30 protein-coding genes and 1 pseudogene are annotated in these 25,023 nt (G+C 38.7%); 19 read left to right on the forward strand and 12 right to left on the reverse strand.

What is annotated here, in order from left to right:
* The first annotated feature begins 1 nt into the window (after window position 1).
* The 3 genes from AN214_RS00225 to AN214_RS00235 are packed head-to-tail and all read left to right on the forward strand — an operon-like array spanning window position 2 to window position 3,889.
* On the forward strand, window positions 2-1,498 hold the full coding sequence (locus AN214_RS00225; RefSeq protein WP_054977889.1) for an ATP-binding protein: 1,497 nt from the start codon (window positions 2-4) through the stop codon (window positions 1,496-1,498).
* Entirely contained in the window at window positions 1,485-1,931 is a 447-nt protein-coding gene (locus AN214_RS00230; RefSeq protein ID WP_054977890.1) for a response regulator, read from the forward strand. Before AN214_RS00225 ends, AN214_RS00230 begins: the two co-directional genes overlap by 14 nt.
* Before the next feature lie 8 nt (window positions 1,932-1,939).
* Window positions 1,940-3,889, forward strand: a complete 1,950-nt coding sequence (locus tag AN214_RS00235) for a response regulator (RefSeq protein WP_054977891.1) — start codon at window positions 1,940-1,942, stop codon at window positions 3,887-3,889.
* A 123-nt stretch (window positions 3,890-4,012) separates the two neighbouring features.
* Here the strand turns inward: AN214_RS00235 and AN214_RS00240 are convergent, their stop codons facing one another.
* The 3 genes from AN214_RS00240 to AN214_RS00250 all read right to left on the reverse strand — a co-directional run bounded on the left by AN214_RS00240 (window position 4,013) and on the right by AN214_RS00250 (window position 6,517).
* Window positions 4,013-4,450: a GNAT family N-acetyltransferase gene (locus AN214_RS00240; RefSeq protein WP_054977892.1), complete on the reverse strand. Its 438-nt coding sequence runs from the start codon at window positions 4,448-4,450 to the stop codon at window positions 4,013-4,015.
* 239 nt (window positions 4,451-4,689) lie between these two features.
* Window positions 4,690-5,796 (reverse strand): EAL domain-containing protein, encoded by a 1,107-nt coding sequence (locus tag AN214_RS00245; RefSeq protein WP_054977893.1) that lies wholly within the window; start codon window positions 5,794-5,796, stop codon window positions 4,690-4,692.
* A gap of 151 nt (window positions 5,797-5,947) precedes the next feature.
* Window positions 5,948-6,517 (reverse strand): BON domain-containing protein, encoded by a 570-nt coding sequence (locus AN214_RS00250; protein WP_054977894.1) that lies wholly within the window; start codon window positions 6,515-6,517, stop codon window positions 5,948-5,950.
* Window positions 6,518-6,790: 273 nt separating this feature from the next.
* Between AN214_RS00250 and AN214_RS00255 the strand changes: the two genes are divergently transcribed.
* The 4 genes from AN214_RS00255 (at window position 6,791) to AN214_RS00265 (ending at window position 8,716) form a co-directional block, all read left to right on the forward strand.
* Window positions 6,791-7,684 (forward strand): mechanosensitive ion channel family protein, encoded by an 894-nt coding sequence (locus AN214_RS00255; protein WP_235576684.1) that lies wholly within the window; start codon window positions 6,791-6,793, stop codon window positions 7,682-7,684.
* 139 nt (window positions 7,685-7,823) lie between these two features.
* On the forward strand, window positions 7,824-8,270 hold the full coding sequence (locus tag AN214_RS00260; protein WP_054977895.1) for a PA2169 family four-helix-bundle protein: 447 nt from the start codon (window positions 7,824-7,826) through the stop codon (window positions 8,268-8,270).
* 33 nt (window positions 8,271-8,303) lie between these two features.
* Window positions 8,304-8,474, forward strand: a complete 171-nt coding sequence (locus tag AN214_RS22160; RefSeq protein WP_082428442.1) for a DUF1328 domain-containing protein — start codon at window positions 8,304-8,306, stop codon at window positions 8,472-8,474.
* A 50-nt stretch (window positions 8,475-8,524) separates the two neighbouring features.
* A complete protein-coding gene (locus AN214_RS00265) occupies window positions 8,525-8,716 on the forward strand; it encodes a hypothetical protein (protein WP_054977896.1) in 192 nt (63 codons plus the stop codon).
* 90 nt (window positions 8,717-8,806) lie between these two features.
* Here AN214_RS00265 and AN214_RS00270 read toward each other — a convergent pair whose 3' ends face one another.
* The 8 genes from AN214_RS00270 to AN214_RS00305 form a co-directional block, all read right to left on the reverse strand.
* The gene (locus AN214_RS00270; RefSeq protein ID WP_054977897.1) at window positions 8,807-9,505 is read right to left on the reverse strand and encodes a hypothetical protein; all 699 of its coding nucleotides are present in this window, start codon (window positions 9,503-9,505) and stop codon (window positions 8,807-8,809) included.
* A complete protein-coding gene (locus tag AN214_RS00275; protein ID WP_054977898.1) occupies window positions 9,505-10,626 on the reverse strand; it encodes an FAD-dependent monooxygenase in 1,122 nt (373 codons plus the stop codon). Before AN214_RS00275 ends, AN214_RS00270 begins: the two co-directional genes overlap by 1 nt.
* 66 nt (window positions 10,627-10,692) lie before the next feature.
* On the reverse strand, window positions 10,693-10,899 hold the full coding sequence (locus tag AN214_RS00280) for a hypothetical protein (RefSeq protein ID WP_054977899.1): 207 nt from the start codon (window positions 10,897-10,899) through the stop codon (window positions 10,693-10,695).
* Entirely contained in the window at window positions 10,889-11,104 is a 216-nt protein-coding gene (locus AN214_RS00285) for a hypothetical protein (protein WP_054977900.1), read from the reverse strand. Before AN214_RS00285 ends, AN214_RS00280 begins: the two co-directional genes overlap by 11 nt.
* A complete protein-coding gene (locus AN214_RS00290) occupies window positions 11,097-11,480 on the reverse strand; it encodes a hypothetical protein (RefSeq protein WP_054977901.1) in 384 nt (127 codons plus the stop codon). The genes AN214_RS00285 and AN214_RS00290 overlap by 8 nt, the downstream gene beginning before the upstream one ends.
* A complete protein-coding gene (locus tag AN214_RS00295) occupies window positions 11,467-11,763 on the reverse strand; it encodes a hypothetical protein (RefSeq protein ID WP_054977902.1) in 297 nt (98 codons plus the stop codon). Before AN214_RS00295 ends, AN214_RS00290 begins: the two co-directional genes overlap by 14 nt.
* Window positions 11,764-12,491: 728 nt before the next feature.
* Complete coding sequence (locus AN214_RS00300; protein WP_054978077.1) at window positions 12,492-13,484, reverse strand: acyl-CoA desaturase; 993 nt, start codon at window positions 13,482-13,484, stop codon at window positions 12,492-12,494.
* 65 nt (window positions 13,485-13,549) lie between these two features.
* Window positions 13,550-14,602, reverse strand: coding sequence for a flavin reductase family protein (locus AN214_RS00305; protein WP_235576685.1), 1,053 nt, complete (start codon window positions 14,600-14,602; stop codon window positions 13,550-13,552).
* Between the two features lie 913 nt (window positions 14,603-15,515).
* Here AN214_RS00305 and AN214_RS00310 point away from each other — a divergent pair.
* The 12 genes from AN214_RS00310 to AN214_RS23240 all read left to right on the forward strand — a co-directional run bounded on the left by AN214_RS00310 (window position 15,516) and on the right by AN214_RS23240 (window position 24,643).
* Complete coding sequence (locus AN214_RS00310) at window positions 15,516-15,857, forward strand: hypothetical protein (RefSeq protein ID WP_054977903.1); 342 nt, start codon at window positions 15,516-15,518, stop codon at window positions 15,855-15,857.
* Between the two features lie 39 nt (window positions 15,858-15,896).
* Window positions 15,897-16,646 (forward strand): hypothetical protein, encoded by a 750-nt coding sequence (locus AN214_RS00315; protein ID WP_054977904.1) that lies wholly within the window; start codon window positions 15,897-15,899, stop codon window positions 16,644-16,646.
* 86 nt (window positions 16,647-16,732) lie between these two features.
* The gene (locus AN214_RS00320) at window positions 16,733-17,050 is read left to right on the forward strand and encodes a hypothetical protein (RefSeq protein ID WP_054977905.1); all 318 of its coding nucleotides are present in this window, start codon (window positions 16,733-16,735) and stop codon (window positions 17,048-17,050) included.
* Window positions 17,051-17,683: 633 nt separating this feature from the next.
* Complete coding sequence (locus tag AN214_RS00330; RefSeq protein ID WP_054977906.1) at window positions 17,684-18,115, forward strand: BLUF domain-containing protein; 432 nt, start codon at window positions 17,684-17,686, stop codon at window positions 18,113-18,115.
* 249 nt (window positions 18,116-18,364) lie between these two features.
* Window positions 18,365-20,335, forward strand: coding sequence for a TonB-dependent siderophore receptor (locus tag AN214_RS00335; RefSeq protein ID WP_235576686.1), 1,971 nt, complete (start codon window positions 18,365-18,367; stop codon window positions 20,333-20,335).
* Window positions 20,336-20,848: 513 nt separating this feature from the next.
* Complete coding sequence (locus AN214_RS00340; protein ID WP_054977908.1) at window positions 20,849-21,214, forward strand: hypothetical protein; 366 nt, start codon at window positions 20,849-20,851, stop codon at window positions 21,212-21,214.
* Window positions 21,215-21,534: 320 nt separating this feature from the next.
* Window positions 21,535-21,738 carry a hypothetical protein gene (locus AN214_RS00345; RefSeq protein ID WP_054977909.1) on the forward strand — a complete coding sequence of 68 codons (204 nt, stop codon included), beginning with the start codon at window positions 21,535-21,537 and terminating at the stop codon, window positions 21,736-21,738.
* A 228-nt stretch (window positions 21,739-21,966) separates the two neighbouring features.
* Window positions 21,967-22,371 (forward strand): DUF1801 domain-containing protein, encoded by a 405-nt coding sequence (locus AN214_RS00350; RefSeq protein WP_054977910.1) that lies wholly within the window; start codon window positions 21,967-21,969, stop codon window positions 22,369-22,371.
* A 108-nt stretch (window positions 22,372-22,479) separates the two neighbouring features.
* Window positions 22,480-22,824 carry a hypothetical protein gene (locus AN214_RS00355; RefSeq protein ID WP_054977911.1) on the forward strand — a complete coding sequence of 115 codons (345 nt, stop codon included), beginning with the start codon at window positions 22,480-22,482 and terminating at the stop codon, window positions 22,822-22,824.
* Between the two features lie 98 nt (window positions 22,825-22,922).
* Window positions 22,923-23,726: an alpha/beta fold hydrolase gene (locus tag AN214_RS00360; RefSeq protein ID WP_054977912.1), complete on the forward strand. Its 804-nt coding sequence runs from the start codon at window positions 22,923-22,925 to the stop codon at window positions 23,724-23,726.
* 23 nt (window positions 23,727-23,749) lie between these two features.
* Entirely contained in the window at window positions 23,750-24,331 is a 582-nt protein-coding gene (locus tag AN214_RS00365) for a class I SAM-dependent methyltransferase (protein WP_054977913.1), read from the forward strand.
* Window positions 24,332-24,391: 60 nt separating this feature from the next.
* A complete protein-coding gene (locus AN214_RS23240; RefSeq protein WP_152960679.1) occupies window positions 24,392-24,643 on the forward strand; it encodes a YciI family protein in 252 nt (83 codons plus the stop codon).
* On the opposite strand, the pseudogene AN214_RS00375 reads toward AN214_RS23240, so the two are convergent.
* A pseudogene (locus AN214_RS00375) lies at window positions 24,638-24,958 on the reverse strand (transposase); the annotation flags it as partial. The gene AN214_RS23240 and the pseudogene AN214_RS00375 overlap by 6 nt on opposite strands.
* Window positions 24,959-25,023: the final 65 nt, after the last annotated feature.

Genomic DNA, 25,023 nt, shown 5'->3' on the forward strand with positions numbered 1-25,023 from the left:
AATGAAAGCATTTTTCGATCGCGCCATTCACAGCATCGGCTTTGCATGGTGCGCATTTGTCATTATTGTATTGGCTATCATCTCAATTACCTTTGTTGGGTTACAAAACACCCAAAGCATTGCGCAAATTCAGCAAAGCTTTCAAAATACTTCAAAGGTAATGCTCGCCATTGACCGTTTGCACATTGACTTACTCAATGCAGAATCAAGCCAGCGCGCTTATTTAATTACGCTACAAGAAGACGATTTAGCGCCTTACAAAAAAGCGTTAGATCAATTTTCCGAAAGTATTACGCAAGCCCGTGAAATGCGCTCTGAAAGCGATATTCAGCAAAAACGTATCGACAACTTTGTGCGTTATGCCGAAGCTAAGTTTGCCTTAGTGGGCGCTGGTATTCGCCACGTTCAAACAAACTCTGAGCGCTCACCAAAGCGCCTGTTAAAAGATGTGCAAATATCTGATTTAGACTTACGCACGATTTATCAAGAGATCATTGAAAACGAAACGGTTATTCGCAATCACTTACTTACCCGCTTAAGTAAGGCACGTAAAACCTCTGAGGCAAACCTAATTTGGTTTGCTGCCATTAGTATTATCATGAGCAGCCTGCTTTTAATATTACTCATTAAACACCTGCGCAATGTAAAGCAAAATGCATTAGAGCTTGAAAAAAACAACGAATTACTTGAAGAAAAAGTACAAGAACGTACCCAAGCGCTAGAGCTTTACGCCGAAGAACTTGGCCGCAGTAACCGCGAGCTAGAAGATTTTGCGTTTATTGCATCACACGACTTACAAGAGCCGCTGCGTAAAATTCGTGCGTTTTCAGCGCGTATTACTGAGCTTTATGCCAACGCAATTGACGATAAAGGCAAAGACTACTTATCGCGCATGGATAATGCTGCTGCGCGTATGTCGTTGTTAATATCAGACTTATTAGCATTATCGCGGGTAACTACAAAAGGCAAAGCCTTTGTTGAAGTAGACCTAAACGCTGTACTTGAAGGCGTGCTGGACGACCTTGAAATCGCCATTAACGAATCAAACGCCACCATTACGCTGGCAAGCATGCCAAAAATTGAGGGCGACGAAAGCCAGCTACAACAGTTATTTTTAAATCTGTTGTCGAATGCGCTTAAATTCAGGCAAGCCGACAAAGCGCCCGAAATCAAAGTAACCGTGTCAGAGGCCGACGCTCCAGCACAGCATTTAGATGAGATTACCAGCGAATGGATACAAATCGATGTGTGCGATAACGGCATAGGCTTTGAACAAGATTACAGCGATAAAATTTTCACCCCATTTCAGCGTTTACACAGTCGCACCGCTTACAAAGGCACAGGCATTGGCTTGTCGGTTTGCAGACGCATTGTAGAGCGCCATGGCGGCCAGATTACTGCGCACAGCGAAGTTGGCCAAGGTACAACATTTACCATGATACTGCCGATTGCAGCATCATCATTTCATTTAGAGGAAAATAGTAATGCTGGAAGCTGAAGTAAAACGAATTAATATTTTAATGGCCGACGATGACGAAGATGATCGTTTGCTTACCCAAGACGCACTTGAAGAAAGCCGAGTCATCAACAATTTATATTTTGTAAATGACGGAGTTGAGCTAATGGCGTATTTGAACAATCAAGCGCCGTTTGAAGATAAACAAAAATACCCGCGCCCTAACATCATTTTGCTCGATTTAAATATGCCACGTATGGATGGCCGCGAAGCGCTGAAACTGATAAAAGAAAATGCCGAATTGCGTTCAATTCCCGTGGTTATTTTGACTACTTCAAAGCAAGAAGAAGACAAATTGCGTGGTTATGATCTTGGCGCAGCATCATACATAACTAAACCGGTTACTTTTGAAGGCTTAGTTGAACTGATGAAACAGCTTGGTAAATATTGGATTGAAATTGTTGAACTGCCATAGGGATTAATATGACAAGTATTGAGCGCGTACGTGTATTACTGGTAGAGGATGATGAAGACGATTATTTGCTTACGGTCGATTACCTTGAGCAAATTCCTAATTATCAATTTGATGTCACTTGGTTAAGTGACTATCAAGGTGTGCTCAATGAATTAAAGCAGCAACCTGTCGATTTATGCTTTTTAGACTATCACTTAGGCGCTCATACAGGGTTATCTATTTTAGAGGCCGCCAAATCACTTAAGCTCAGTACTACGTTTATTATGCTTACTGGGCAATCAGACGAACGGCTTGATAAAGAAGCGCTTGCTCACGGCGCAGATGACTTTTTATTAAAATCTGAAATAAGCAGCCCACGCTTTAATCGCGCAATTTTGTATGCACTATCACGACGCGACTTGGAAAATGAGCGCCTAGAGCGTTACAAAGCCGAGGCAGATAGCCGCGCAAAAGACCGTTTTATGGCGCATTTAAGCCATGAGTTACGCACACCGCTTACCTCAATTATTGGTTACACTGAGCTGCTGCGCGACAACCATCAACTTGGCGACATTAAGACCGAATTAGACATTATTCATAACAACAGTCAGCATTTACTTAATTTGCTGAACGACGTACTGGATTTATCAAAAATTAATGCCAGCAGTTTAAATATAGAAAAATCACCAACCGAGCTTGGCCCGTTAGTTGCCGATCTGCAAAGTTTGTTTTCAATGGAAACAAAGAAAAAAGGCATTGCGCTTAGCATAGTAGCAAAAGGCGACCTGCCGAAAGCGATTATGACCGATGCCAAAAGGCTAAAGCAGATCTTAATTAACCTTGTTTACAACGCTATAAAGTTTACCCCCGAAGGCAAGGTTGAAGTAGTGTTTAAGCTGGTGCAGCAAAGCCAGAACTATTACTTGAATGTGGCTGTACAAGATACCGGTGTTGGCATTGCTAAAGAAAAACAAAAGCAAATATTTAAGCCGTTTGAGCAATTACAAGACACCATTACCCGCACCTCAGAAGGTGCCGGTTTAGGGTTGGCAATTAGTGCCGCTTTAGTTGAGCTGTTTGGCGGAAAAATTGCGCTCGAATCCGAAGTAGGTGTTGGTAGCACCTTTTGTTTTGATATTGATTTAGGCACTGACATTGGTGAATGTCAGCCCCTGAGCTTAGCGGCAAGTAAAAGTGATGAAAGCCACGTTTGCCCATTATCACTTAAAGGCGATGTATTAATTGTTGAAGATCTGCCCGAGATCCAAACCCTATTAAAAAACCTAATTAGTAATACAGGTGCAAAGGTTGCCTGTGCAAATAACGGGCTCGATGCCGTTAACTTAGTGTGCTCAGACGAGCAGGCGTTTGATCTTATTTTTATGGATTTGCATATGCCTGAAATGGGCGGTAGAGAAGCTATTGTGACGCTCAGAAAGCAAGGTATTAACACACCGATTATTGCCCTCACCGCAGCAGCGCAAAAAGACAATATCGATACTCTGTTAGCGCTTGGTTTTGATGGCATTATTACCAAGCCAATTAATACCGAATTGCTTTACGAGTCTCTTGAAGCGCATTTGCAAGCAAAACCATGCACCAGCGAAAAACCCGCTTCTTCCGCTAATGAAAACGCAACTAAACAGCGTATTTTAGTGGTAGAAGATGATAAAAACACCCGTGACTTAATGTGTTTGCTGTTTGATTCTCTTGGCTGTGAGAGCCACAGCGTAAGCGGTTTTAGCGAATGCTGTACATTGTTAGACAACGACACCGCATTTGATACGATTTGCCTCGATTTAAACCTGGCTGATGGCTCAGGGTTAACCCTTGCAAGTGAAATAAAAGCAAGAGAGTGTGATGCCAATCTAGTTATTGTTAGCGGTAGCGAACCACCCGCTGAAGCGCTTGCCAAACACCAAATTGAGCATGTGATCTTAAAACCCGTGTCGTTAGCAGACTTAAAACAAGTGATTTAACAATATATAAATATAAATTCGCAATGCGCTAAAGAAAGTCGGCAAGTAGTCAGTAAAACAGCGGTTTTATTAAAATGGGGCAAGTTTTCACTAAAAACCGCCCCTTTTTTATATTATTGCAAACTAAAGCGATAATATTGCAAGCATATCTTCGTTGTCTTCATCCATACCCACTTCTTGAAAGCCAAAGCTTGAGTAAAAGTCTTTCGCTACAGGATTTTTAGGGTTATAACATATTTCAATCTCACACAGCCTCGGCGTTAACTTAATCGCGTCAAGCGCTTGATTTAACGCGATTCTGCCAATGCCTTTATTTTGATATTTGTGATCAATCATAAAGCGCCAAATCGACACTTTTTCTGGCGATTCTTGCACCCACATAAAAAAGCCAACAGCTTGGTTATCACAATAAATTGCTTTGCAGGTATAGCCAGAATTGTAATGCGATTCAACCAGCGACCACATATTACACGCCACGTAATCTTGCTGCTCTTCTGTTACATCTAAATCACACACTAACTCATAATTTGAACTGGTTATTTTTTTAAGTACTACGTCCATATACTCTCTAACTGATATACCTAGAGAAAAATGAACTCTAGGTAAATTTAAAAATAGCCTGAACGCGGGTTCAGGTTAAATAAAACAAGAAGTTAGTAGACCACACAGATTAATAAAGAGTTCAAAACAACTGCTAAACGACACATGTTAAGTGCTTTAAACATTAATGATGTGCCAGTAACTAAAATGTTGGTTGCTGGCGTTATGTACTTTCGCTGGTTTTTGACAGGCTTATAAAATTAATTAATGCCTTTGAGCGTATTGTCTATTCGAATTTTTTCTTCATCACTTAATTCTGATTGTTGCAGCATTGGTTTTCCTAACAAAAAGCCCTGATAGTAATCCGCTTTGAATTGCTGCAGTATCGCTAGTTCTTGCTGGCTTTCAATCCCCTCTGCAATCACTTTACTACCATTGTCATGTGCTATCTGGACAAGGTGCTTCACGATCGTTTGCTTGTAAGGATCGTCATGTAATCCGCGTACTAAATCCATATCTATCTTTACATAATCAGGGCGGTATTTGTGCAGCATATTTAACCCAGAGAAACCGGAGCCAATATCATCAAGCGCTACGCCAAAACCGGCATTACGATAAAAGTTTAAAATGCCACGCATTACCGATTCATCCGTTGCAGATGTCGTTTCAGTAATTTCAAATACCACGTCTTGAGGTTGAATGCCCAGCGCATTAATTGCAGCAGCTGTTGCCCTTAAGCAATAAGACGGATCGTAAATACTCGATGGATTAAAGTTTATGAATAACTTGCCTTTAAGTGCAGATTTTTTGAAATGACCAACCGCTGAGCGGCGAGCGATTAAATCGAGTGAAAATAATAGATCTGAGCCTTCTGCCAACTTAAAAGCGTGAGCTGGCGGCACAATATTGTTAAATTCATCACGGATTCTAAAGAGACCTTCGTAGGCAAACGGTGTAGTCTCGCCTTGTTGGTTTATTGCGAAAATAGGTTGGAAGTGCGTCTCATAATTGTCGTTTTCAATAGCGTTAATTACCCATTCACTATTTAATCGATTAATCAGTACACTTGCAGGCACCAAGCGTCCGATATCACTTAAACTAGGCTCGCCTCCATCAGTCGTTGTTATTTTTGACGCATTTAACTCGTTTGGTTCAAACTCACCAAATAAGCCGAGCAAAAATCGATTCACTTGGCTCGCTTCTACCTCCACACGAATGCAATGCGAATCGACTTGAAGAGCTGGGTAATTGCCGTTGCCACAAAACAAAATGGCTTTGTTTACACTTTCGAAGGTTGGTAAAAACAACCAAAACGTTGTTTGGGGGAATAAGTAATTATCAATTCTTTCACAATCAGCACAAAACATAACCGGATACCTATCTGGAGTTTCACTGTAATACGGGCAAAATAGAGGTTTAGTTTAATATTGTGTTTAAAACAAAAATTACATGAATTTAATACAGGCATAAAAAAAGCACCTTTCGGTGCTTTTTTGTAGTGCAGTAATTGGGACAGGATTAAGACTGTTTTACAACACGAAGGTTATCTTCTACGTTTTCAACGTCGTCTGCGTTTTTAGCAATTGTGATTGCTAGTTGCTTTTCAGCTTCTGATTCAACTTCACCCGTTAAGGTAACGTTTTGGCCTTCAACATCAACGTCAATGCTCGTACCGCTAATATCTGTATCGAACAATAAGCGTGTTTTGATTACCGTTGCAATTTTTGCGTCTACAAAGTCAGACTCAATTTGACTGTCGTCTTTTTCTGACTTGTTTTTGCTATCTGGTAGCACTGTTAAACGGTTTTCAACTTCTTTAACGCCGTCGATACCAATAACTAACTCTTGTGCCAGCTTTTTATCAACATCGTGATTTACTTTACCTGTAAGTGTTACCACACCTTTATCTACATCGGTGTTAATATCAAACGAATTTAGCTGTGTATTGAAAAGTAAGGTTGCTTCAGCTTTACCATCAATCCAAGCGTCGCTTGCTTCTTTTTCCCACTGGTTGTCTTTCGCATTAACTGAAAGAGCAGTTGTAGATAAAACAGTAACTAGTGCAAGTGTATTAAATGTACGATTCATAATAAATTTCCTTTTTGCTGAGTTCGATTTACTTAATGCACTTCACATGCCAGAATTTTTAACATTAAATATCAATAACTTAATAAAACTCAGACATTTGCCAATGTAGCATTTACATAACCAGTGTGAAAAAAATCCATGTACGTTTTACACAAATACACAGTGCCATTATTACAAACACCTCACAACACCTTAGCCTTACTCAATTTAGCTACGCTGGCATATAAACTGCGTAACCCAAAGTAACGTCATTACATTATTAAAGGAGCTGTTATGTCGATTACATTGGAGAAGTTTTGGTCTCTTATAAATGAAAAGCTCACCCACTGGCTTGAAATAACCATAAAGAATTTGCCCAACATGGTGATTGCGCTCGTTATCTTTATCGTATTTTTAATGTTATCCAAATGGATATCGGGCTGGGTAAAGAAGTTACTTAACCGTATTTTTGAATCATCGCAAATTGCTGGCCTTATTACAGGTATTTGTCGCATGGTGATAATTGTTATTGGTTTCTTTTTCGCGCTCGACATTATGGGGCTCTCAAAAGCGGTAGCATCATTACTTGCAGGTGCAGGTATTATTGGCCTTGCTATTGGCTTTGCTTTTCAAGATATGACGGAGAACCTAATTGCCGGCATTGTAATGGGTATTCGTAAACCCTTTCGCGTTGGCGACATAATAGAAGCCGGCGATACCTTTGGCACGGTTGAGCGTATTAACCTGCGCAATACCTTAATAGAGAACTTTTATGGACAAATGGCCATAGTGCCCAACAAAATCCTGTTTAAGAACGAGCTATTAAATTACTCGCGCCTACGCAAACGTCGTATTGAAATACCTGTGGGGATTTCTTACGCAGACGATGTAGATAAAGCACGAGACGTGCTTACCGATGCTATTAATGATCTTGATGGCGTAATTAAACAATCTGAAACTGCAGTGTATGCCAGCGAGTTTGCTGACAGCTCAGTAAACCTGCTTGTATGGTTTTGGATAGACTACCCAGGCGAGGTTGGCTTTATGGAAATGCGCCACAAAGCGGTTGCTACTATTCATAAAACACTTGAGCAAAACGACATCCTTATTCCGTTCCCAATCCGTACGTTAGACTTTAACGCAAAGGGTGGCCACTCTTTGCAAGATATACAGAGTCAAGATAAGTAAAAACTTCATAGTGCCTGTAAATGTGTCGCAGGCACTTTTCCACAAAAACCGCCAAGCACTTGATTTAAATTAATTTTATTTTTGGCACGCGCCATGCACTAATAGATTGAACCGTTAAGAAAATTGAAAAGGAGCATTTATGTCAAACTCAAATTACAACTTAACCCCGGTAAAAGAGCTTGTGAAAGTTTTAAATGGCGGTATCGAATTTTATAAAGAAGCCAAATCAAAAGTTTCTAGCCAAAGTCTTGAAATCATCTTCGAGCGCATGATTTCTGAGAAAGAGCGTGCCGCGGCTGAATTACAACCTTTAGTAGTGCTTGATGAAGGTGAAGTCGAAACGGACAGCGACTTAGTTGTATCAATGCGCGAAACATACACTAAGGTGTTGTCGGTAGTAAGTACTGATAAAGAGCATACTTACATTGCCCAACTTGAAGAAGTTGAAGACCGCGTACTTGATAAAATTGAAGCAGCGCTTGAAGAGCCATTGCCAGCGCCTTACTTCAGTACGCTTAAGCTGATTCAAAACAGCATGCAAGCGTGTCACGACGAGATGAAAGCATTGCAAGAAGTAACCGCTTAATAGTTAACCGAAACCGATAATTAAGGAGGATGTATGCTTGGTTGGTCACTAACATTTATTGTTTTAGCCATTGTTGCCGCTCTTTTAGGATTTGGTGGCATTGCAGGCGCCGCAGCGAGTATCGCGAAGATTTTGTTCTTTGTATTTGTCGCTCTATTGGTACTGTCGCTGATTTTACCCAAAATAAGGGCGCCCAAGGCCTAAGCGGGCCGTAAAACCGCTATTACTCAATTAATTTTATAAGGAAAAATATCATGAAAACATTAATGACAATGACAAAAGTAATTGCACTTGGTGCCGTATTTACATTAACGGGTTGTTCTGAAGGCCCAGCAGAAGATGCCGGCGAGCGTATTGACGAAGCCATCACTGACGCGCAAAACAAAGCAGAAGATCTGTGTGAAAAAGCGAAAGAAGAGATTGGCACTGAAGAACAAAACTGCTAATAGCTTTGCAACCACAGAGTTTATTAATCTGATTTAAACCCCAACGAGTAGGCCTAAGCGACTATCAATATCCCCAGATAGTCGCTTTTTTTAATCCGCGCTTTGAGTGGTTAGCTCATTAAACGTGGCAAGCAATTTATCCAACACAAACGGATCACTATTAGCGTGGTCAAAACTAATACTCAGAGGAACGCTCGGTTCTCCATTAATTGTTTTGCGCTGACCAAAATAAAATAAGGGGCGTCCTGTTTTTAATTTATTGCGATGTATTTGAAATGACGAAAATGCCATATTAGGTAAATTGCCAATAAACGGACACAGCGCCCACACTTCCTGTGGCAATACTTCTAGTTTTGCGTCATTACAATCCACAGATTTGCGATAATACTCCGCAAACTTTGGCCAAGAAAGTGCCGTAACATTTTCTAAGATCACATCTTTAAAACGCAGATCTCCCCCTACCGCAATTGGACAAAAAATAGGAAGGTTATCAAATCGATACCATTTGCCGTTAATGTTACGGGTCGAAAAAATCCACTCACTCTTAAGCGCCCGCGCTAAACACCAAATCAAAAAGCCTTGAAATGATGCACCTTCAGCACTTTGATAATGATTTTGATAATTATCACGAGCCGCGCCCAGCGGTAAATCAAGTGTAATAGACAAGTAGGGATCACTTACATGTTGGTCATCATGGAAATAATCCATTGCCCAGCGTTCGTAAAAAGACAGATCATGCGAACTTAGCAATTCACCCTGATACGTGTTTAGCATAGTTTGAAGCTGCATTACTTTACCTCTTGGTCTGCCATTAATTTACGCCAGGCTCTCACATTTTGTGGACCTTGCAAGCGAATCAATACATTGCGAATAAAACGCCCAAAGCGTGAACTGCCTAGTTGTGCTAATCGAATTATTTTGTTGGACTCATTGACTATCCAACTTACTTCTTTAAGCCTTATCGATTTAAAGTCAGCTAATGCCATATCGATGCTGTAAGCATTTTTTAAGCACTTAGATAAAACACGTACATCGTTTAAAGTCTGTGCTACCCCCTGTTTTAAACTAGGCGGGCAACCGTGTAATGCGTCACCAATTAATACCGTGCGTTTACAATATACCTGATTAGAAACAACCGACTTTAAACGCCCTTGACTGATAACCGTAGCATTATTAATCGCGCTAATTACCGATGGATGATAGTGTTTAAATACCGCTAACATGCTTTTTTTGTGATCATGGTACAAAGCTTTAATTTGTTGATTTGCCGCTTGCCCATAACAATACACCTGGTTTTTACCAATGGGGTAAAACATAAACGCATCGCTCTCCCCCACTAAGTAACTTGGTTCCAGCAATGCTGTCGGCATTTCCACAATAAAGCGCCAATGTGTAACATCTAAATCATTGAGCTCTGGCGTATCAAATAACGACTCACGTACATTTGAATTCATCCCATCAGCACCAATCACCAGATCATATTCGAGTACAGAACCATCATTAAAACGCACCAATTGAGAAGACTGCTTATGAGTTACATTTACGATTGAACGACTAAATTGAATCTGTTTCTCAATACCTTCGCTTAATATATCCATCAAAGACTGTCGCGATAAAGCAACGAATGGCTGTTGCGCTAATATGCCCTGTTTAAGGCTAGCACTTGCTAACAACTCGCGTTGATGAGTTTCAAACCGCACTTCTTTAACTTGGTGGGCTTTGGCTAAAATAGCTTGTTTTAAGCACAGTGCTTCAAACTGCTTCATTGCATTGCCAGGTAAGCAAATACCCGCACCTAGGGTATTTAAACTTGACTGCTTTTCAATAATATCGGCTTCAATTCCTTGACGTTGCAATTCGCGATACATCAATAAACCGGCAATCCCTGCACCTACAATTAATACTTTCATGTCTATACCTAAAAAAAGCCTCAGTTGAGGCTTTGGCTGGGGGATCCTGTTTTGAACAGGGAAACTTTAATCAACGTCTGATTTAAAGGTCGATGCAAATTGCTCAAGCTGATTAGCGAGACGTATTTGAGCGTCAATTTCCATTAATTTCAGAATGTGGTCCATCACTTTACTTTTTTCAGACTGAACACGACCATGCTGCCCTTGCTCGGCAATATATTGGTCAGCACTCTTCGCAACGTCTGTTAGTTTATTTACCAAGTTATTTTGCATTGTATTTGTCACTTGCGAGCAGTGAAATGCCGCATTTTAAAATTGAAAAATAGTCGCCATTAAAGGCATCGATAATTTGGTTTACGCGATCTTCACCGTATTGTTGTGTAATCGTATTAATTACCAGCTGATACATTATTTTTGTTTGCATTGGCGTCAGCTCTTGGCATTGGTGCTGATTAAACGACAGACTTACCTTATGCATAATGCTGTCCCTTAATAACGCCAATCGCAGGTGAATTTAAAACACTGAATGTCTCAACCAGTTTTTCATTGGTGTAAAAAACCGAGCGCGAGAACCAAAAATTTTTTTCTGTGGCGCGTAAGAATTGCACCAGTTTTTTGACCTTGCTATCACACAGCTTTTCACAATGGCTCAAACTCACTTCTTTACTATTAATCATAAGTTTGAGTACTTTATGCCTGTGATAAAATACGTTTAGTTGTGCTTCAAAATGCGTTTGGCGAGATAACACCACTTGTGAGCAATCTTCATCAAATAAGCGCTCCATTAACGCTTGTGTATGCAGGGCAAACTCAGAAACTGACATTCCGGCACCATAAATTTCAGTATTTGGCATAGTGCATCCCCTCTTTAATTACGCGAGATAAACACGCTGAAAATTGCTGTTTTTGCGTTTCAGACGGTATATGCACCCCTTGATTAGAATGCTCTATATTTAGCGCATTCAAACAAAAGTCCTCATCAAACTGCACCATGACACAATAGTGAAGTCCGGAGTATAAGAAGCATTTTATGGTTAGTTCGTCATGATTGATGACACCCACATCAATACTAACGCTGTTATTTTCATAGCTTTTTAACGCTGCTTCAAAACGTCTCGCTGCTTTTTTTATTAACAAACCTGTACCTCATTCATTCCCCAAGGCGGCGCATTGTGATGATCACTCATTTAAATTGCAAATAGGCAAAAACACAGAAAAGCGAAACATTGACAACATTTTTTTTACAGAAAATGAAAAATGATAGCGCTTACATAAATTGTGATTACAGATGATTACAGATTCAAAAATGAGCAAATTGCTCAAAAATCGTGTTTGCTGTAAACGTGCAAGAATTGACGGGGAAATCCTTAGAAAAGGTGCGGATATATAATGTATACAGAAAACAATTTAATTTACTAAGAAAAAAGACTGATAACAAACTTCGGGACAAGGTTAATAAAAGGAAAATTAAATATTAAAAAAGCCATTAACATTAAAGAGGGAAGTTAGAACCTAACATATCACATTAAGATATAAGTAATTACAAAATGAAATATAGAATCAATATGAAATAACTAAAAAGCACTCAAAAAGCGTAATTTCGGCTCTAAAAAACATTTTATTTACAAAAATGTGACACAATTGACACAAAATACTTTGTAAAAAAATGTAAACAGTTACCAATAAAGCATTTGTGTAACCAGTGGCATATCTTTATTCAAACAACATTGTTAGTTTATCAAACACAGTTGTTGTTTTTTATAAAACACGATGAAAGCTGTGATAAGTGAGATAAAATAATGTGCCCAAGCAATTGTTGGCAGACAATAACCGGGCACATTATGTTAAGGAACTGATTTAACCAGTTATGGCAATGAGTAGCGTAAAATGCGTTTAACTACCGAGCCATATTGTTTGAAAAAACTACCTGTGTTGTATTGAATACCGTGCTCAAGAAATACCTGTTGCACTTTAGGTGCAATTTCACGGTAACGTTTTGCAGGCATATCCGGAAATAAGTGATGTTCAATTTGAAAGCTTAAATGCCCTGTTAATACGTGAAACCACTTACTACCTTTAATATTTGATGAACCCAATGCTTGGCGGTAATACCACTGCCCTTTTGTCTCGTTTTCGCACTCTTTTTCACTGAATGTTTTTACATCGCCAGTAAAGTGGCCACAAAAAATGATTGTTGATGTCCATAAATTACGTAGCAAATTGGCAATTAGATTACCCACTAATACCCATAAAAAGAATGGCCCTGCTAACAGTGGAAAAATTAGGTAGTCTTTAATTAGTTGGCGTGCGCCTTTACTAAAAAACCGTGTTTTTAGTTCGCTGTGTGGCACTTTATAATCGCGGTTCTCTTTTTTCTTACCAAAAAACACACGCTCAGCGGCAAGCTCGTGATACGACACGCCCCACTGAAATAACACACTTAAATTTAGGTAAGTGATAAATTGCCAAAGGTTTTTTACTCGCCAGCGAAAATCGTTTGATAAGCGTAATAAACCATAACCAAAGTCGCGATCTTTACCGATAATATTGGTATAGGTGTGATGCTCAAAGTTATGTACGCGGTTCCAGCTTTTACCGTCGCAGGCGATATCCCACTCGTACGCTTTAGAGTTAATATGCTTGTCGTTCATCCAGTCGTACTGGCCGTGCATAACATTGTGGCCGATTTCCATATTGTCGAGTATTTTAGCCGTTGCAAGGGCTAGCACACCAACAAGCCAAAGCCACGGCGTAACGAAGCCAAGCACCAATAAAATACGCCCCGACCATTCTAAAATGCGCTGCATAACGATTACACGGCGAATGTAATTTGCGTCTTGCTCACCCACTTTCGCCATAGTTGTTGATTGAATTTCGTTTAGTTGCTCGGCTAATAAATCATAATTTGGTTCTGCTACTGTGTTCACGCTTTAAACTCCACATCTGACACAACTTGCGATACACATAATTGAATTAACTCTTCACCGTAATCTGATAATTTACCGGTGCGAATATCACGCACTACGCCTTTTTTCTTTACGCATTGGCATTGATGACAAATACCCATGCCACAGCCATAAGGCACATTAATCTTGTTTGCTTGAAACTGTGCTAAAAGCGGCTGTTGGTTGTCGGCTGTAAATTTAATGCCGCCATGGTCCACCTGAAAATGCGCTTTTTCATCACCATGTACATGCAAATTAACTAGGGAAAAATGCTCACTTAAAATTGATAACTGATGGGCTTCTGCATAATTTTGAATAGTTTTATAAAAATCATTTGGACCACACACCAGCCACTTTGAATTATGAAACTCCGATAACTTTTCAATAACATCGCCGTCACGACTTCGGCTAAGTAAGGTAAAGGTAAAATTTGCTAAGCGATTGCTTAAGCTCTCAAGCTCTGCAACCAGTAAATGCTCACTTGGTTTTGCGTAGTAAACCAAATGAATAGGATCTACTTGTTCGTGTAAATTTTGATGCAGCATCGCAATAAATGGCGTAATGCCTGATCCAGCAGCAAACAGAGTAACCGCACCGCTCTGCGGTAATAAAAACGTTCCCTTTGGTTTTGAAATATTAACCCACGAATTAACCTGTAAGCGCGATAAATAAGGGGTAAATGCGCCTGCATCTTGCTGCTTAACTACTAAACGAATTACCCCTTCGTGCATCGCCTGATTTGGACTTGAAGCAATAGTAAACACACGCGTTACTAATCGGCCATTAATCTCTAACGTTAGTTCAATGTGCTGCCCCGCTTTATGAGTTGGCCAACGGGACTCTGTTTTTAACTCAATCGCAAGTGTTCGATTAGCAATAGCCTGAACTGCAACCACTTTGGCTCGATAATAACCATCGCGCCAGCTTGGCTTAAATAATTGAATTACAGGCTCAATATATCCCGCCATCGATGTGTGATGGAAAAACTGTTTACTGAACCAATTAGAAAGTGGGTTTAACAAAACATTCATATTTTAGGCTTACACACGTACGCTCAATCAGCGCACAAGTGTACGCTGAACAGGTGTTTTTTTTCAAGCCCCCTAATCGGCAAAAATAGAGTTTTTACTTTAAATAAGGGAGGAAGCAATCATTCAACCAAGTTACTAATATATGCCTCCAATTATTTTAAATTCAATCAAAACAACAACTTAATATTTTTAACCCTTGATAAATTGGCTATTACAGCATCGCTTTTATTTATGATTATTTTTTAAAAAAGTTTGATGGGTTTGATTTGAAAAAATCTTTAACGAGGGTATTTAAGTAAATGATTGAGTTCGTTTTATGATATCTAAAAATCTGCTGCGCCAGTGATCTGTATAAACTCACCTAACTCCAGAATCTGAACTTAGATTAATTACAGTGAAACAGTTGGTTAGGCTAATTAAACCGAGAAAATGGCGGCTTTTTTTCTAAATTAGTTCAATTTTTTATCGATTATTTTTTCAGTATATTTGAGGCTTAGATTTGTTGAGAATGACGGTTTTGAGCGTTCAAAAGATTGTCATTGTCATCTATCGCTATTAACCAAGTTCTCAAAAACAGACGTTCAACTAACACGTTTCCCACAAAACGTGTTTATGGAATGCCGCAAAAGAGCGAATTGCAGCCTTTGAATAAACTATTCCATTTCCATATCAAATTTTTCGTTGTTAGAAGTAAAAATCATGCCTATTCGATTTCTTAATGATTATTTCCTCCTTAATAATATTAACAGGCAATTTGCCTGTTTTCTGCAACTTCTAAAATAGAAGTTTTCAAATAACTATCTGACTAGTAAAAACTAATTATTAGTGTTATAAATTGCTTTAGAATGTAAACAGGCGATGTTGCGGTAGAAAAAGAGGCAACTTGCCTCTTAATAAACTGTTATATGCAAATATGAAATATCTAACATCAGTCATACTTTTTTTAATTTGTTTTAGTTCAAATGCTGAAAATAAACTCGAAATAATTGGTCAAATCAATGATGAAACACTTGTTGATATAAAATCGGATTTCAATAGTGGTGTTGATGTGATGTTAGAAGGCTATCTTTTACGAACGCTCCCTAAAAATTTAGCCAACCGAATTTATCGAATTCAAAATGATGATGGTTATTTTAAAATATTTTTTACTCAGCATGACAATCAGTATGGCTACGATATTTTAAGTGCGAAGCATGTTTGTTCCTCACTACCATGTAAATTAACGTTTTTTAATCATGCTCAAGTAAAGTATTAACTTTGCATATAACAAGCGATTTAAAAAAGTGGACAAATAATGCGGGCGTTAGCTGCCAAGGAAAGTATGAAGTATTTTTTTATTCTATTTTTTTGCTCTTTCTATTCTCTAGCCTCAGTACCTAAAGAGAAAATTCACTGTCCAGAATATAATGAAACTCTTGCACTAGAGCTTGAACCAAATAAAAAGTATTTTAAGGATACTGTCAGAGCTAGAGTTGAATCTGTTGAAGCGACAGATGCCGAAATATTTAATTTCGTGGAGCAGTTCGGTGAAAATGAGAGAAGAATAAAGCTCACCAGTAATGAGTCATTAGCTAATGAAATTGGGGCTACAATAGTTTATTCGATGGAGTATTACCGAGATAAATATTTTGGACGAAAGAATCATTTAACAACTCATCATGTACCAGCAGCAGTAACATATAAAACACCTTATGGCTATTTGGCAGGGGATTCACAAGGTGAATTTGGTGGCGAACTTGTTTTTGTCGATAACTCTGGCTCAGTCCAATTGATTCAGGATATGAATGTAGAGGATATCTACGAATTTAAGTTTGGTTATGTTGTAACCGAAGGTTTAAGCCATATGTCCAGTGACAATGGAATGCTCTACCTTGTAACGTTCTTGAATAAAAAACCACATTTGACTAAATTGTTCGGTTTAATTGGAGCACCTAAAAGCAGTTTAAAACTTGCCAACGGCGACTTATTAATAAATTCTCGAGAAGGTAGCCAAATTTTAAAAAGTGATGGTTCTTTAGTAAGGGTGTCATGCAAAGGCAGCTAACAAATAGTTTAAAAGTGGACAAATTATCAAGGCATTAATGCTAGGACTCGATGGAAATCGAAATATTAAAAGTACGGAGAAAATAAATGGACTTTAACCAAACTAAACAAATTCTTGAAACTGTCGCATCCCATGGTAAATCTGGATGCGGTATCATAACTTTGGCAAATCAAACTAATATTAGCCAATCACAACTGAGAGAGTTTCTCGATTCTAATAATGACTTTTTCTGTCAACTAAACAATAAATCCACCTATACACTAAACGCATTTGGTAAATACAAGGGCTCTGTTGAAGCTATGTTGCAATCTGTTTCAGAGCGCAATGAAAAAACAAAGTTTAATCAATTGATTTTGGTAGCATGTGTTGCTTTTGTTTTTGGGTATATTTTAGGCGGCATATAACCAGTTGCTAAAGCGCATTTCGGCCAAAAATACTGCCGGACTAAGCTATGGCGACACTATTTAGCAAATCGGAATTGCATTTAATTAAACCAAACAAGGAAGTAAAACATGATTAAAAAGATAATCTCTATCTTAATAGCAATACTAGGTGCTTGGATGTACCTGCATGATGACCCCATTTTTGGCGTTATTCTTGTCTTTACCGCGCTTCTAATTTATCGACATGCTGACTTTGGAGTAAGTGTTTATTCCGAATTTGATTCGTCGACTGATTCTAGCTCTAGCTCGGGAAGCGACGGTGATTCGGGCGGAGATTAACTTCTGCCGCAACAAGCTGGATAAATGAGACAAACAATAGTTGGCTTATACGCAAGCTATACCAATTTAAGCCAACTATTTTATTTAATTAAAACACGACGCAGGATTGCTAAAGAATCAAGATAAAACGTCTAACAAATATTCCAGCTTTAAGTGATTTTAAAGAAAAAATTCCAGAATTAGGTGAGTAAGTAGAGTTAAAAACAATAAATCCATTATTAATCAACATACTTTTGAGTAATAAATTCTTAGCGCTACATGGTAAAACATTAGAAATACGCTAAGCTCTGCTAAGATAATAGGAAGGAGTTTAGCGTGATTACAGGATTAGTGTATCTCAGTGAAGCAACAACGTTTTTTGATGAATTAGATCTAAATTGTCTGTTAATCAATGCTGCAAATACCAATCAAAAACATTCAATTACCGGCTTTCTTTATTTTAAAAATAGCCAGTTTGTCCAATACATTGAAGGCCCAGCCAATACATTGGATGAATTATTTTTGAAAATAAAATCAGACAAACGCCATAGAGTTAAGATGGTTATTGACCAAATAGAACTTGATAGCAGATTATTCCCAGAATGGTCAATGGCGTATTTTGCTTCTCCTGATGATAGTGAGTCGTTTGGTGGTCAAATCTTTTTAAATATGACCCGCTTTATTAGCGATTACGACATGACCCAAGGCGCTAAGAAAAATGCACTAATAAATCTACTGGGAACGGTAAAACAGCTCAATCACGCATAACCTTTTAAAGTCAATATGTGAAGTTTCAGTATGCTTTCCTGCTATTGCTATCTTAATTCATGTTGTTTAATCGACAAATTTAAAAGTATAACCTTGCCCGTTTAAATGCCAAATTAGCATAAAGCACTACTCTAAATAGTTGATAAAAAGAGCAATGCTTCTAAACTATACATATGCCCTGCTCACCATTAACTTTGTATGATTTTCAAATACCTTATCACCTATATACTCTGTGCTTTGTTGATTTTTTTGAGTGGGTTATCGTTTAAAACATCCGCACGAACATCGAGCTCTGAGGCTGATCTTTTCTCCTTATCGATTCAAGAGTTAATAGAGATCGAAATTGATATCGCGTCCAACGATAAAAAAGGCATTTACGAACAACCAAGTGTCATAACATTGATCACTCGCAGTACCATTGAGAGTTCTGGCGCACGTTATTTAAAAGATTTGTTAAAACAAGTACCTGGTTTTTGGCTTGGCACCGATACCTTGGGCACATTCTCGGTAAGCTTTCGTGGTATTTGGGGCATGGAAGCTAAAATATTATTGATTATTGACGGCATTGAACAAAATGAAATGGCATTTGGCTCACTTGTTTTAGGTAATCGCTATCCAGTAAGTAATATCGCTCAGGTAGAGATCATTCGTGGCCCTGGATCAGTTAAATATGGTGGCCAAGCAGCTTTGGCAGTAATTCGCGTCACCACATTAAACCAAGCTACCGGTGACAATAAACTAAACCTGATGACAGACATTGGCAAAGCCGGTTTTCATAACGGCATTGTTGGTTTTACCCATTCGGGCGAAGTAACACTCAATGCTTCCCAGTTAGAATATGGTCTTTCAGGTAGTTTGGGTTATGGTGATTACAGTAATGACACTTGGCAAGCGCTAGACGGTTATCAATTTAATTTGCAAAACAATAGCAACTCGCAACCGACTAACCTCAGCATGAATCTGCGCTATAACGGCTGGGATTTAAATGCACAATATGAAAAGTTAAAACAGGAAGACCGCCTGCTGTTTGGTGACTCGGGGTTGTTTTTTGCGCCAAACCAGCGTTACACACAAACCAATGAATTGTCTTTTTTACATCAGGCGATTAGTTTAGGTAAAGAATGGCAGCTCAATAATAAGCTCGCGTTAAGCAGCAAATTAACTTATACCAATCAAAAGCCATGGAATAGCCAAGGGCAATATGGTCATGATCTTTCACGCAAAATAAACCGTTCGCGCGTCGATATACAAGGTTTATATGCGTTAGCTGACAACAGCAGCCTATTGATTGGCTCACATTATTATTATGAAAAAGCCGAAGTTAGCCAATCTTATATTTTCGACCCAACAGTGCGTTATTTTGGCAGCAATAACGCATCAAATAATGATTATTCGCTATACGCTCAATACGAATCAGACTGGGATTTTGTCAACGTGCTTGCAGGTATTCGTTACGAAAATCACGATTTAGCTGGGCCTGAGCTGGTGCCTAGGCTGTCACTGACCAAAACGTGGGATAAGCTCCATACAAAATTAATTTATAACGAGGCGTTTAAAATACCGCAGTTCGATACTGTTGCCAGCGCGCACAATGCGGGCACACCTATATTAGATCCTGAAACCAGTAAAAGTTGGGAAATGGAAACTGGTTATCAGTTAACCGAAACAGTATCACTCGTAGGTAATTTGTATTTATTACAAGTAGATAGTTTTATTGGCTTTAACCCGCAATCAGCCAGTAACACCACGCTCGGTGACTTTAGAACCATGGGTATGGAGCTGCAACTTAAATGGCAATTAGACAAGCTCCACGTCAACGCCAATTATTCATTTTTTACCGTTGAAAAAAGTAATATTGACTCCTTTAAAATCCCATCAAATAAAGATGCGGTTTTGGGTATTCCAAACCATATGTTTAAAGCTAATTTCCACTATCGTTTTAATGCCAACTCACGTTTTCATATACTGGGTAGAGTTATTTCGGGTCAGTATGCTTGCACTAATGATCCAAACTTTATCTGTGGCGAGCCTGAAAAGTTAGACGCTATTTATGATGTCGACGCCTTCTATCAATATAGAACCACTCATACGTTATGGAATTTTGGCATCAAAAACCTCTTTAATAGCAATGTGTATGCGGTACAACCCTTTAAAGGGGGCCAATCACCTATAAACTACGAAAGCACACGCGTAATGTTGGATTTTCAGTATTCGTTTTAACTAAAGCACATGATTTACTCATATACACACGTGACTTGTTCAGCCATTAAAAGGGCGTTGCATGTGTGTTTAAGTTTTTGCTATTTATCGCGCCCGTTTGGGAGTAGAGACGACCCAACCGCCCCCATTTTCATCGGGAACGGCGCCCCGCCAAATATTTATTAGGTGGGCGTTTATATTCTTGAGTTATTTTACGCTAATCGGTACATCACGTTTCGAAATTGTATGGGTTACGTTACTCGGCGCTCACACATCCGAAAAATCTCATTTTTATACTCTTCAACTGTGCACTTACATGGCTTTATGCTTGCATCTGCTTGGCGTTGCCAGTAAAACAATTCCAATAACGGTAAATTATGCTATATAGGTTGGTATTGGTGTTTTAGAACAAGCAGTTATTCAACTGCTTCTTATTTAAAAACACATTTACAATTACCGCTTGGGTATTTAAATGCACCCATACAATCAGTATTTTAGAGTTACTTTTTCACAAACCAAGCATGGAGCTATGTTATGAAATTCTTAATATTGTTTTTATACGCCATATCAACTAACGCAATTGCAGCTGAAATCTATGGGTATTACAGCAATATCAACTCAACACTCGAAGAGCCATCCGGTTATGAAGTGCTTTTCGTTAAGAATGGTAAACCTGGCCGAGACAATATTTCAGTACTGTTTCAACGTTTTGAAGGTTGGCCTAAGCCGCCTGAATTGCTTAAATGCTATAACTGCGCTTCGGGTGCCATTACCTTTGAATCAAAAGTAATGGGTAAATTTAAAGGTAAGGTTTTAAATGGCGCTTTAGTTGGTGAGTTTGTAGATATCGGTTACTCCCTGAACTTGCCAAAATCTCCAAGCATCTGGCAACGTTATTAACCTCGTTACCACACCGCTCTGGTATTGTTTTATTTTTTTAAAAGCACGCCGCAGTCTTACAAAAATTCTCGTTTTACGTGATTTAAATGAAAAAATTCCAGAGTTAGCTGATTTTGACAAATCAACGCGCGGCTTATACCCGTTTGAAAATCATCAAAAGTCTTAAATTGGAATTCTGGGATTGAGTGAGTTTGTACACACTTAGGATTTGTGCCGTGCGGATAGTTTAAGTTCACATTGTTACGTAGACTTTATTTGCACAAATCGAACAGCTCTTTTATGGTTATGATAATATTAAAAAATTTAGGCTGTTAAATAAGATGAATAACAACATAACCGACGAACAAGCACAACAGTTACTCGATGGCATAGTACAAATTTGTGAACAATTAGATTTAGAATCAACACAAATCTTAGATGGCCTTTCGCGGTCGTTGTTAAGTGCAGCCCAAGCATTTGGTACTAAGGATTTGAACGTGCAAATAGATAACGTTGGTAAAGTGACAGTAAAACTACAAGACTAATTAAGTATTTATCCGAGTGCTTTGCCTTTAGCCGATAATCGCCAAACATAAGCATACCGCGCGCATAATACTTAATTTGAACATATAGCATTCATTTTGTTTATGAGTAAGCGGCTATAAAATAATGCACAAAATTGTTGGCTACTTAACAAATAGCCAACAAATCAAATTAGGCACTACGTGCGCTTTTAAAAATCACCACTAAGTTCAACCAACAAGGATGTAATAATGAACAGTGAAATCAAACAATGCTTTGATAAATACCCAAATACCGCACAAAAAAAGCTCATCGAGTTACGAACTCTTATTCTGTCAGTGGCTGTAGATTTAAAGCTTGGTGATGTAGATGAGTGCCTAAAGTGGGGCGCACCGAGCTACAGTGTAAAAACAGGCAGCCCAATCAGAATCGATTGGAAACCAAAACACCCTGAAAATTACTTTCTTTTTTTCAATTGTCAAACCAAGTTAATCGACACCTTTCGAGAGCTGTATCAAGATACACTCGAGTTTCAAGGCAACAGAGCCATCGTTTTAAATATCAATCAGCCCTTACCAATAGCGATAATAACAAAGTGTTTAACGCTCGCCTTAACATATAAAAAACGTAAACATTTACCGCTTTTAGGCATGTAACGACACCCCTTCTTAGTAACTTATGTAATGATTTATACAGTTATTTACAATACATGTACCCAAATTTAAGTCATAATTACGCGAATACGTTAATCGTCATATTGCCTCATGAATAAGCTTAAAATTTTAAAATGGTGTATTGCAACAAGCTTAATTGTTGTTGCATTAATCTTTGTTAATACAGCACTTTTTAACTATTGGAACACAGGCCTTGCAGATGCGCGCGAATTTAGCTGGAACGAACGCTCTCAACACAACTTAATGTGGGCTTTTTCATGTATTTTATTTGCCATTGTTTTTATTAAAAACACGCAGTCAAAAGTCAAAGTATGGTTAGCAGTTGCAGCCCTCTCCATCTCAATCACCCCATTTATAAACGAGTTTTTTCATTCAGATACCTGCTTAGATTCGGGTGGAAGTTGGAATTACAGTAAATACGTCTGTGATTATTAATCATCATATTACTGTGCATTATTGTCAGCGCCCTGTTAAAAACGCACAATAGCCCAACATAAAGATACGTAACTCACACAACATAAAAGGAGTACTCTGTGAAGTTTTGGTTGTTACTGATAAACGTACTGATTGCATTGAATGTATCTGCAGCCTCTGTTACAAAAATAAATGGCTATGATGTTGAATACGAAATTGCCGGAAGCGGCAAACATACGCTCTTTTTAGAAGCTGGCGGTTCAGCTGGTATGTCTGATTGGGACCCAATTTTTCAAACACTTACTAGACATGCTCGTGTTATTCGCTACTCTCGTATTGGCAATGGCGGTTCGCAAAAAATCACCAAAAATTACAGTTCTGAACAATACGCAGAAGAAGCGCATTTACTGCTAAAAACACTCAATATTGAAACCCCAATTGTATACATTGCCCACTCTTACGGTGCTTATATTGCAAGGCGCTTCGCTGCAACTTATCCGCAAAAAATAGCCGCATTGATGCTCATTGAGCCAGCATCTGAGCACGATGTAGATATTATGCGGGAAATTAATTTGTCGCAGGCAGAAAAAGAAATTGCGCAAGTAAAACTCGACGACCAAAAAAATGGACTTTCTAACCAATATTTAGATTTTTGGTCAAAACGCCCATTGCCTGACTACCCACAGATCCCAAATATTCCTGTTACTGTGATTGCATCAGTTAAGAAATTTGAAAACCCTCCGTTATTATTTTTTACTGACGAAGGGCGCAAAATGTGGGGAGAGTTACATACCGATTGGGCCAATGATTTTCCGCAAGGAAAAGCTGTATTAACCGATAAAAGCTACCATTACCCACAAAACGATGAGCCCGAAATGGTTGTAAGCGAAATACGTGCTTTACTTACGCGCATTAAACCTTAATCGCTTTTAAAGCAGGAACAAATATGAGCAATAGTTGGGATGAATATGCCGATGGCTGGGACAGCAACCAAGATGTGATCCTTTATGCCGAAAACGCTTTCAAATCACTTACACAATATGCAGAACTAAATGGCCTACGCGTGCTCGATTTTGGTTGTGGTACAGGCTTGCTTACAGAGAAAATTGCGAAACAAGCCGCTGAGGTCATTGCCATTGATACATCAGCGAAAATGATTGATGTGTTAAACGCCAAATCGCTTACCAATGTAAAAACGCTTTGTTGTGAACTATCTGAACACGAAATTAAAAATAGCCCATTGTTAACAGAAGGTTTTGACTTAATTGTTGCATCATCAGTGTGCGCGTTTGTGCCAAATTACCAGCAGTTATTAACCTTGTTTAAATGCTTGTTAAAACAAAACGGAACGTTTGTACAATGGGATTGGCAGCACAACGAGCAGGATAACTTTGGTTTTACACCAGAGATGATCACCCAAGGCTATAAAAACGCAAACTTGCTTATTGAAAGCGTGACGAACGCATTTTCATTAACCAGCAACAATAGCACTATGCAGGTATTAATGGGCATCGCTAGAAACAACTAGAGCGTGTTGACCTTTACGCGCTGGTAGTCATACTTTGCATTTATAAATCAAGGACGACATATGTTTATTGTTTCACTCACCTACCAAGTGCCACTTAACGAGGTTGATAAATTTATACCTGAGCACATTGAATACCTAAATGTCCAATATGAAAAAGGACATTTCATTTTATCGGGCCGAAAAGAGCCCAGGCTGTGTGAAAACAGTTTTGCTTTTCTGCGTTGTAAGAAATCTTCGAAGAAGATTTCGAACGCGATATTTTTTCTTAGGAGCATTATTTTCTGTGCGCGAGCGAAGTTATTGATTCTATAACTCCCTGATTGCTTTATTTAAGCCTTGAACACCCATAATCGATATCATTCGCTTCATATTATAAGCCAGAACATGAAGATTCATTTCGGTACTCACATTTTTGAATTGACGAGTTAAGAAGTGTGTTGCTCCCATCCACATTTTTATCGTGCCAAATGGATGTTCAACTGTTTGCTTGCGAATAACGGGCGTGTCTGGTGCATCGTCAAGCCGAGCCAACATTGCTTCAACTTCCGTTTCATGAACCCGGCGTCTCATTTTTCTTGGTTCTTTTTTAGATGTAGTACATTTATCTCTAATTTTACATTCCCTGCAGTATTCGATAGTGGTCTAGATTTAGATGTTTATGTAAATGGTGCCGCCTGCACCAGTTGCCAGAT

The sequence above is a fragment of the Pseudoalteromonas sp. P1-9 genome (genome assembly GCF_001399975.1).
In the GTDB taxonomy this organism is placed as follows: domain Bacteria; phylum Pseudomonadota; class Gammaproteobacteria; order Enterobacterales; family Alteromonadaceae; genus Pseudoalteromonas.